9 protein-coding genes are annotated in these 10,272 nt (G+C 43.1%); 7 read left to right on the top strand and 2 right to left on the bottom strand.

The window, feature by feature from the left end:
* Nucleotides 1-169: 169 nt before the first annotated feature.
* A complete protein-coding gene (lgt, locus tag BLV54_RS04970; RefSeq protein WP_090568638.1) occupies nt 170-985 on the bottom strand; it encodes a prolipoprotein diacylglyceryl transferase in 816 nt (271 codons plus the stop codon).
* Nucleotides 986-1,098: 113 nt separating this feature from the next.
* On the opposite strand from lgt, the gene ilvD reads away from it, so the two are divergent.
* The 7 genes from ilvD (at nt 1,099) to BLV54_RS04935 (ending at nt 9,563) form a co-directional block, all read left to right on the top strand.
* Nucleotides 1,099-2,772 (top strand): dihydroxy-acid dehydratase, encoded by a 1,674-nt coding sequence (gene ilvD, locus BLV54_RS04965; protein ID WP_090568636.1) that lies wholly within the window; start codon nt 1,099-1,101, stop codon nt 2,770-2,772.
* A 105-nt stretch (nt 2,773-2,877) separates the two neighbouring features.
* Complete coding sequence (locus BLV54_RS04960; RefSeq protein ID WP_090568633.1) at nt 2,878-4,947, top strand: thioredoxin domain-containing protein; 2,070 nt, start codon at nt 2,878-2,880, stop codon at nt 4,945-4,947.
* A 21-nt stretch (nt 4,948-4,968) separates the two neighbouring features.
* The gene (locus BLV54_RS04955; protein ID WP_090568630.1) at nt 4,969-5,280 is read left to right on the top strand and encodes a c-type cytochrome; all 312 of its coding nucleotides are present in this window, start codon (nt 4,969-4,971) and stop codon (nt 5,278-5,280) included.
* 270 nt (nt 5,281-5,550) lie between these two features.
* Nucleotides 5,551-6,015 (top strand): peptide-methionine (S)-S-oxide reductase MsrA, encoded by a 465-nt coding sequence (gene msrA, locus BLV54_RS04950; protein WP_090568628.1) that lies wholly within the window; start codon nt 5,551-5,553, stop codon nt 6,013-6,015.
* Between the two features lie 125 nt (nt 6,016-6,140).
* Entirely contained in the window at nt 6,141-6,746 is a 606-nt protein-coding gene (gene gmk, locus BLV54_RS04945) for a guanylate kinase (protein ID WP_090568626.1), read from the top strand.
* Between the two features lie 49 nt (nt 6,747-6,795).
* Nucleotides 6,796-6,999, top strand: a complete 204-nt coding sequence (gene rpoZ / locus BLV54_RS04940) for a DNA-directed RNA polymerase subunit omega (RefSeq protein WP_090568623.1) — start codon at nt 6,796-6,798, stop codon at nt 6,997-6,999.
* 419 nt (nt 7,000-7,418) lie between these two features.
* A complete protein-coding gene (locus BLV54_RS04935; RefSeq protein ID WP_090568618.1) occupies nt 7,419-9,563 on the top strand; it encodes a RelA/SpoT family protein in 2,145 nt (714 codons plus the stop codon).
* A gap of 58 nt (nt 9,564-9,621) precedes the next feature.
* Here the strand turns inward: BLV54_RS04935 and BLV54_RS04930 are convergent, their stop codons facing one another.
* A complete protein-coding gene (locus BLV54_RS04930) occupies nt 9,622-10,263 on the bottom strand; it encodes a thiol:disulfide interchange protein DsbA/DsbL (protein WP_090568615.1) in 642 nt (213 codons plus the stop codon).
* Nucleotides 10,264-10,272: the final 9 nt, after the last annotated feature.

The following is a 10,272-nucleotide window of genomic DNA, read 5'->3' as shown; positions in this document are numbered from 1 at the left end:
TCTGACTCCTCTAATGATGAAACTCTTTTCCAAATTCGCTTCATCATAAGGAATTCAGATTCCTTTTACTTCTTTTCTTATGTCGAACTCACGTTATTTATGTAACTTTGGAATTTACTTCTATTCATCGAGAGTTGCTCTTGTAAGGAATCTGATTTTTGCTGGCTTACTAACGACGACTTCTAGTTTTTTGCAATGGTTTGTTCGAGGAGCGATATGCCCAGAACAACATTCCTATGCCTGCAGCAATCATCGGCAGTGACAGCCATTGTCCCATACTGACACCCAAGGTTAATACCCCCATGAAACCATCATCAGGCTCACGAAAAAATTCTGCAAACGAGCGGAATGTGCCATAACCGATCAAGAACATGCCGGAGGCAGCGCCTACTGGGCGTGGTTTACTTGAATAAATCCACAGCAAAATGAACAGCGCAATTCCTTCCAAAGCAAATTCATAAAGTTGGGAGGGATGACGCGGTAGATTATCGACGTGTGGGAAAATCATGCCCCAGGCAACATCTGTGGGGCGTCCCCATAATTCGCCATTGATAAAATTGCCGATTCGTCCCGCTCCCAACCCAAGTGGCACCAGAGGTGCAATGAAATCAGTCACTGCAAGCCATGTTAATTTGTGCTTATGGGCCAGTAACGCCATCGCCACGATGACACCGACAAAGCCACCATGGAATGACATGCCACCTTGCCAAATTGCAAATATTTCCAGCGGGTGCTGTAAGTAATAGCTGAATTGGTAAAACAGCACATGTCCTAGTCTTCCTCCCAGAATGACACCCAAGACGCCATAGAAGAGTGCATCATCGAGTAGAGTATTGGTAAATATTGCTTGCGGATTTTGCTTGATGCGATAACGGCCAAGCACAATGAACAGAAAGAAGCCAAGCAGGTACATCAGGCCGTACCAGTGAATGGAAAGGGGGCCAATGGAGATTGCGACCGGATCGAATTGGGGATGGATAAGCATGGGCTAGGTGCTGATTTACGGTAAAATGCACATTATACGGTAAGTAAGCTTATTACAGCAGTGCGTAGCTGCTTAATCAATTAGATTGCATTTTTGGTTTTTCAGGAGAAATCATGCCAGACAATAAACGTAGTCAAGCCATCACTCAAGGAGCAAAACGTTCGCCCAATCGTGCCATGTTGCGGGCAGTGGGCTTTGGTGATGGAGACTTTGATAAACCCATCGTGGGCGTTGCCAATGGATTTTCTACGATCACTCCCTGCAATATGGGGTTAAATGAGTTGTCCCTCAGCGCTGAGCGTGCCTTGAGAAAGGCAGGGGCAATGCCGCAAATGTTTGGCACGATTACGATTTCCGATGGTATTTCCATGGGAACCGAAGGCATGAAATATTCGCTCGTATCACGCGAAGTGATCGCTGATTCCATTGAGACGGCTGTGCAGGGAGAAAGCATGGATGGCGTGATTGCGATTGGTGGTTGTGACAAGAACATGCCCGGTGCCATGATTGCGCTGGCAAGAATGAATGTGCCGGCTATTTTTGTTTATGGCGGTACCATCAAACCAGGTCATTACAAAGATCGAGATCTGACGATCGTAAGTGCGTTTGAAGCTGTGGGACAGTATACTGCCCATAAAATCGATGACAAGGAATTACTGGAAGTGGAGCGGCATGCCTGTCCCGGTGCGGGTGCCTGTGGTGGCATGTTTACCGCCAATACCATGTCGTCTGCAATCGAAGTAATGGGAATGAGCTTGCCTTATTCGTCCACTATGGCGGCTGAAGATGAAGAAAAACAGATCAGTGCTGCACGTTCTGCAGAAGTTTTAGTCAACGCCATCAAAAAGCAAATTCTTCCACGCGATCTGATCACACGCAAATCACTGGAAAATGCCATCTCTGTGGTGATGGCAGTGGGTGGATCGACCAATGCAGTACTGCATTTATTGGCGATTGCGCATGCCGCCGACGTGGAACTGAGTATTGATGATTTTGAGGAAATCCGTGCAAGAGTACCTGTCTTGTGCGATCTGAAGCCGTCCGGGCGCTATGTGACAACTGATTTGCATCGAGCAGGTGGCATACCTCAGGTCATGAAGATGTTACTGGCGCATGGTTTGCTGCATGGTGATTGCATGACGATCAGCGGTGAAACGATAGCGGAAGTATTACGCGATGTACCCGAGAAGCCACGCCAGGATCAGGATGTCATCAGGCAATGGGACAATCCTTTGTATGCACAAGGTCACTTGGCCATCCTCAAAGGAAATTTGTCGCCGGAAGGATCGGTCGCCAAAATCACTGGCGTGAAAAATCCAAAAATTACTGGGCCTGCGCGTGTGTTCGATTCTGAGGAAGCATGTATGAATGCCATCCTTGCCAGGGAAATTAAGCCGGGAGATGTTGTGGTAATCCGTTATGAAGGTCCGAAGGGCGGACCGGGAATGCGCGAAATGTTGTCACCCACTTCGGCGTTGATTGGTGAAGGTTTAGGGGATTCAGTTGGCCTGATCACGGATGGCAGATTCTCCGGTGGAACCTACGGTATGGTGGTTGGACATGTCGCACCGGAAGCCTTTGTGGGAGGAATCATTGCACTGGTGAAGGAGGGTGATTCCATTACCATAGATGCGCCCCAACGTCTGTTGCAGCTCAATGTTTCCGAGGAGGAGCTCGCGCGACGCCGTGCGGCATGGCAACCGCCTGAGCCACGTTATAAACGTGGTGTGTTGGCGAAGTTTGCAAAACTGGTATCGACTGCCAGTCGGGGAGCGATTACCGATTAAAGAAATGACCGAGAGGTTGTGAAAACGAAGTTTTCACAACCTCTTAGCGGTGAATTACATTGCTAATCCTATGAATGCATATTCAATTATTTATTGAGCAATGCTATGCCCAACCATCTGGCAGGTGAAACAAGTCCTTATCTGTTACAGCATGCAGATAACCCGGTAGACTGGTACCCGTGGGGAGAGGAAGCACTCGTACTGGCACGTACCCAAAATAAGCCAATCCTGCTTTCTATTGGTTATTCTGCCTGTCATTGGTGCCATGTCATGGCGCAAGAGTCATTCGAGGATCAAGAAGTGGCAGCGGCGATGAATGAATACTTTATCAATATTAAAGTAGATCGTGAGGAGCGCCCTGACCTCGATCAGATATATCAGACAGCGCATTACATGCTTAATCATCGTTCTGGCGGCTGGCCATTGACCATGTTTCTCACGCCAGAACAGAAGCCTTTCTTTGGGGGTACTTATTTTCCTAAAGAGCCTCGTCATGGTATGCCTGGTTTTCTTGAGTTATTGCCAAAGATTGCTGAGATATATCGTACGCGTAGAGAAGATATTGAGCAGCAAAATAGTGCGCTACTGAAAATACTTGCGGAGACTTTACCAGCTACAAGTGTCAATATTTCTGTATTTTCTCGCCATCTTATTGAGCAGGCAGTCACTCAGCTGCTAGAAAACTTTGATCGAGAGTATGGCGGGCTTGGTTCTGCGCCAAAATTTCTTCATCCTGCAGAACTAAAATTCTGCCTGCAATGCTACTTCTCTGAAAATGATACCCAAGCACAATATATTGTGGCTTATACCTTGGAGAAAATGGCTAACGGAGGCATTTACGATCAGTTAGGGGGAGGATTTTATCGTTATAGTACAGATCAGTACTGGTGTATTCCCCATTTTGAAAAGATGCTGTACGACAATGGTCCCTTGTTACAGCTCTATGCCGACGCCTGGCTTGCAACCCGTAACTCCTTGTTTAAACGAATTGTAGAGGAGACAGCTGCCTGGGTGATGCGGGAGATGCAATTCGGACAAAAGGAAGGAGGCTATTACTCAGCTCTAGACGCTGATTCAGAACATGAAGAAGGAAAATTTTACGTCTGGGATAAAGATGAAATCGCATGTGTCTTGACAGCCGATGAATATACTGTAATCGCACCTTACTATGGTCTTTCGCGTCTTCCCAATTTTGAAAACAAATATTGGCATCTCGAAATCAATCAGTCTGTTGCAGCTATAGCTAACGATATGGGTATTAGCCAAGAGGAAGTGCAACAGCGGATTGAATCGGCGCGGCACAAGCTTTTCAATAAGCGGGAACAGCGCGTTCATCCTGGTCGTGACGAAAAAACCCTGGTTAGTTGGAACGGCTTAATGATCAAGGGTATGGCGCGAGCAGGTATGATTTTTGGAAGTAGCGAATGGATAAAATCCGCCATGCTGGCGGTAGATTTTATCCGCGCCACCCTCTGGAAAAATAACCGGCTACTCGCTACCTTCAAGGATGGCAAGGCGCATCTCAATGCATATCTCGATGATTATGCCTTTTTGCTAGATGGTCTGTTGGAGCTCATGCAAGTGGAATTTCGTCAATCTGATCTGGATTTTGCTATAGCGCTGGCAGAGGTATTGCTAGATCAGTTCGAAGATAAACAGCTAGGTGGGTTCTTTTTTACGAGTCATGATCATGAAAGGCTGATTCATCGACCTAAAACAGGTCAGGACAATGCGATTCCGTCTGGTAATGGTTTAGTAGCGATATCGCTCCAACGACTTGGCCATTTGCTCGGCGAATATCGTTATTTGCAATCAGCTGAACGAACACTTAAATTGTTTTATCCTGAAATGCGGCACCATCCAAGCGTTTACTGCAGTTTATTGATCGTGTTGAAAGAATGGCTTACGCTACCTCAAATTGTCATTTTGCGTGGGAAAGGCGCTCTCTTGAGTGAGTGGCATCGAGCACTGGTCTTGCATGCACCCGCTACGATTGTGCTGGCGTTACCGATGGAGTTAACCGGATTACCGCCAAGTTTGAATAAACCCTTATCCGTAGATCAAGGTGTCAATGCCTGGGTTTGTCAAGGTGAGAAATGTTTGCCAGAAATTACAGACTTACAGGAATTGCTGCAAGTCTGTAAAGTTAAGGGTAGAATGTTATTCCCTTTATAATTCAAATAAGGAAAAAATAAGATGAGAAAAGTTTTGTTAGGTGTAATGGCAGCATCTGCTGTATTGTGGATTAGCAATGTACAAGCAAGTGCTGAATTGGCAAAAAGCAGTGGTTGCCTGAACTGCCACAATGTTGACACCAAATTGGTTGGTCCAGCACTTAAAGATGTTGCTGCAAAATACGCAGGTCAAGCTGATGCAGCTACTTACTTGGCAGGAAAAATTAAAAATGGTAGCAGTGGAGTATGGGGAACCATTCCGATGCCACCTAACGCAAATGTTAGCGATGAAAACGCTAAGACTCTAGCGGAATTTATTCTGACGCTTAAGTAATACGAATCTTGGAGGGAAGGCCGATGCGTGCTAAAGGTGCATCGGCCTATTATTTTGTCCTGATAAAATACTCTGTATAATCCTAATTTCATTTCTAAATCAAACCTGACTTTGTCGGCTTCTCCGCTGTATTATTTATACTATCTGCGACTTACCTTCGCGTCATGTTTGATTTGGAAATGGAATAAAAAAACCGCTTTTAGGATTATTTTTATTTTGGAATGAGCGGCGTTCGTAGATAGTGTTATCCAAGGAAATATATTTTGGGCTATGGCTATCGAAAAAATTATCTTTGGTGCTGGTTGTTTCTGGGGTGTGGAGGCTACTTTTCGTGGCGTTCATGGCGTAGTTAATGTCAGGTCTGGGTATGCCGGTGGCCATACTCGCTTTCCTGCTTACCATGATGTTTGCTCAGATCAGACAGGCCACGCAGAAGTTGTGCTGGTAGAATATGATCCTTCGCTGGTTTCTTTTGAAAATTTACTTGATACTTTCTGGCATTGCCATAATCCTACTACCCTTAATCGTCAAGGGCCGGATGAAGGTTCTCAATACCGGTCAGTTATATTTTTTTATACACCGGAGCAGAAAGCTGCCGCAATAGCTTCACGAGACGCATTGCAGCAAAGCGGGCATTGGCGAGATCCGATCGTAACCGAAATTTTGCCTGCTTCTGAGTTTTATCCTGCGGAAGAATATCACCAACGTTATTTTGAGAAACATGGAGTGCATTAAAATAACTTTAATGGTTTCTCAGATTGAAAACATCATGAAGTGATTAGGCATACTAAATAAATATTGACTCACCTTAATAGAAATTTTCTTCTCAAAATGTAAGGGAAATTCAATATAATCATAATATGAGTAGTTTATTTATAATCAGTGCTCCTTCAGGGGCTGGTAAGACCAGCTTGATCAAAGCATTGCTTCAGGCTCGTATTGGTTTAAATCTATCGATTTCACACACCACTCGCCAACCACGCCCCAATGAAATAAATGGGCAAGATTATTTTTTTATCGATCGAGACACCTTTAATCAAATGTTGGAACGAGGAGAATTTCTTGAAAGTGCAGAAGTTTATGGGAATTTATATGGCACTTCACAACATTGGGTAAAGGAAACGATGGAATCAGGTCAAGATGTTTTGATGGAGATTGACTGTCAGGGAGCGCAGCAGGTACGGCAAATTTTTCCCGAGGCAGTAAGCATTTTTATTTTACCTCCTTCTCTAGCATTGTTAGAAGCTCGTTTGAAACAGCGTGGACAAGATGATCCAGAAACAATTGCGCGGCGTTTAAAGGCAGCCCGAGAAGAAATAAGTCAAGTGAACAAATTTGGTTACGTTGTGATCAATAATGAACTGGATGAAGCATTCAAAGATATTTGTTGTATTATTCGAGCAGAGCGCCTCAGAATGAAGCGTCAGCTTGTCAAACAGCATGCATTGTTAGCGCAATTTGCCTGAATAATATTTTTTAGTGAAATTTTTAACGAAAAAAGAAAAGGAATAAATTATGGCTCGTATCACTGTTGATGATTGTTTAAAAATTATTCCCAATCGCTTTGATATGACAATGGCTGCTACTGCCCGGGCAAGGCAGATAGCAATTGGTTCTGCTCCAATGGTAGATGCTGCTCGAGATAAGCCCACTGTCATTGCACTACGTGAATTGGCTAAAGGGAAGGTAGGACTTGAAATTCTTAATACCATCCGTTAAAAGATAAGTAGTAAGAAAATTAAACCATAACAGAAAAAAATTGAAATAATCTATAAGTAACAAATTTTCTGGCGATAGAACGTGTAGTATTATTAAATTGCCTATTAAAATTTTTTAATTTCACTCCTCTGATCTTGCATAATACAAAAATCACTATAAATTCAGGAGTATCCTGGATATATTATGTTGATTTTTATCTCAAACGTATTTGATCAGAAATATTTGTAATTCCAACATCGTAGTTACAATTACAGAAAAAAATCCATTTCCAAATCAAACATGACGCGGAGACGAGCCGCAAACAATATAAATAATACGGCAAGAAGAAGTCGATAAAGTCGGGCTTGATTTAGAAATGGAATAATCTGCTATTTGTAAAATAAAGTTGAATTAGCACCGCGAAAAATTGGGAAATGCTTATGTCAGAGTTTTCATTATCGAACTCTCATGTAATAACGTCTGGAGCTGAGTCGTTATTTTCTGAGGTATCGAAATATTTTAAGCCTGAAGATCTAGCTTTACTCAAGAATGCGTATTTTTTCAGTCATGGTGCTCATTCTGGGCAATTCCGTATGACTGGGGAACCTTATATTTCTCATCCCGTGACGGTTGCTCATATCCTTTGTGAACTCCATCTAGATGTAATCACGCTTGCTGCTGCATTATTACATGACGTTGTTGAAGATACGACTATCTCCAAGGAAGAAATTGCCGAAAGATTTGGCGTATCAGTTGCAGAGCTGGTAGATGGCGTCTCTAAATTGAAGAAGATTGAATTCCAGACCCAGGCTGATGCACAAGCTGAAAATTTCCGTAAGATGTTATTAGCTATGGCGCATGATGTAAGGGTTATCCTTATTAAATTGGCTGACCGCTTACATAATATGCGCACGCTGGAAGTTATGCGTCCTGAAAAGCAGCGTCGCATCGCACGGGAGACTTTGGAGATATATGCGCCTATTGCACATCGCTTGGGTTTAAACAGTATTTACCAAGAATTGCTGGAGCTTAGCTTTCGTTATTTCTATCCCAATCGTTACAAGGTGCTGGTGAAAGCAACTAAAGCAGCTCGTGGCAACCGTCGCGAAGTAGTGGGCAAAATTCTTGAAGCGATAAAAAATCGACTTAAAGATGCCGGTGTAGATGCCATTGTAACCGGGAGAGAGAAGCATCTTTATAGTATCTATAAAAAAATGCTTGAGAAGCATCTGAGCTTCTCGGAGGTGCTGGATATTTATGGCTTTCGTGTGTTGGTGAGGGATATTCCTTCGTGTTATCTGGCATTAGGCGCCTTACATAGTCTGTATAAACCCATCCCTGGTAAATTTAAGGATTATATTGCGATTCCTAAGCTTAATGGCTATCAATCGCTTCATAATACATTGCTGGGGCCTTATGGTTTGCCAATAGAAATACAAATTCGAACCTATGAGATGCATCGGATTGCTGAAATGGGCGTAGCTTCCCATTGGCTCTATAAAAGCAATGGTGCAGAGGTGAATGAGCTGCATCTAAAAACAAATCAGTGGCTAAAAAGCTTACTGGAAACCTTAAGCGATTCTTCCGATTCAATTGAGTTTCTGGAGCATCTCAAGGTCGATCTGTTTCCTGGTGAGGTCTATGTGTTCACGCCCCAAGGAAAAATACTTGAGTTACCAAGAGGTTCTACAGTAGTTGATTTTGCTTATGCGATACATACAGATGTGGGTAATTGTTGTGTTGCAGCAAAAATTAACGGAGAGAATGTGCCATTGCGTACTGAATTAATGAATGGCGATCGTGTTGAGATTGTAACTGCGCCCTATGGTAACCCCAATCCTGCCTGGCTCTCTTATGTTGCTACAGCAAGAGCGCGTTCAAGCATTCGTTATTTTCTTAGAACCATTCAATATGAAGAGTCAGTAAAGCTAGGTGAGCGTTTGCTCAATCAAGCTCTATCCTCATTTGGGATCAACCCTGATTCTATCACTGACACACAATGGGAAAGACTTGTCAGGGACAGCGGTGCTAAGTCAAAAAAAGCCTTACTTGCCGATATCACCTTAGGAAAACAACTTTCAGCCGTCGTTGCTAAGCGTTTAGTGGTACCTGGAGAATCAATATCTGAAGTCACTGGCGCCAGTAATCCCGTTGTGATTCTTGGGACGGAAGGTATGACAGTACAGTTTGCTCGATGCTGTTACCCTATTCCTGGGGATACGATCGTTGGGTTGATTAAAAAAGATCAGGGGTTAGTGATTCATGTCCATAATTGTCCGGTTGTGATGAGAATTCAGAGAAAATCCGAGAATGTATTGGATGTGACATGGGGCAAAGATATATCTGGAACTTTTGAAGTAGGCATTAACATGACAGTGGTAAATCAACGTGGTGTACTTGCTAGAGTCGCCGCAGAAATTGCTAGGGCTGATTCGAATATCGATGATGTCACTATGGAAAGCGATAAAGATTACACCATGATGCACTTCATTTTGCAGGCTAGGAATCGCCGTCATCTTGCTCAAATCATGCGAGGTTTGAGGCATATTCAGGAAGTTGTGAAACTTGGCCGAGCGAAGAATTAGGCGTGTATTGCCTAAAAAGCTCAGCAAGCAATCATTTTATAATGGTTTTTAGAATAGTTTAATTCGAAGCTCGCTCCTTCCGTGCTTTGTCAATTAATTCATTCAATACCTGAATCGTGTCGCGCGGTGTACCGCTCATCTTTCCACTAGTTAAATATTTTCCTTCAACCACTAAAGCCGGTACACCGGTTAATTTATATTGTCTTGTCATTTGTGAAATCTTTGCTACTTGATTTTGGACGGAAAAAGAATTATAGGCATTGATAAATTTTTCGCGCTCAATTCCTTGTTTTTCAATCCAATCAAATAGTACAGCTTCCTTCGACAAATCAATTTTGTCACGATGAATAGCTTTGTATATCTTATCGTGAAGTTCTTTTGTAATACCTAACGCTTCCATTGCATAGAAAGTTTTTGCTGCAGGTGTCCAATTAGCACGAAAAATTGCTGGAACATATCGAAATTTCACATCCTTGGGAGCATTCTTGCGCCAATTATCTATATGTGGATGTAATTCATAGCAATGTGGGCAGCCGTACCAGAAAAACTCAATGACTTCAATATTTCGTTGATCTTCAGTTGGCTGAGGATTCGCGAGAACAATATAATCGCGTCCTTCAATGATTTCTGCATGTGCAAGCAACATCCCTGAGAGACTAAGGGTAATGAATGTTAGGAAAAATTTAAAGAATTTATTCATATTTTATTT

Origin of the sequence: Nitrosomonas sp. Nm33, assembly GCF_900107265.1 — a bacterium.
In the GTDB taxonomy this organism is placed as follows: Bacteria; Pseudomonadota; Gammaproteobacteria; order Burkholderiales; family Nitrosomonadaceae; genus Nitrosomonas.
The sequence above is the reverse complement of the archived record's forward strand: the minus strand, read 5'-3'. Positions and strand labels throughout refer to the sequence as shown.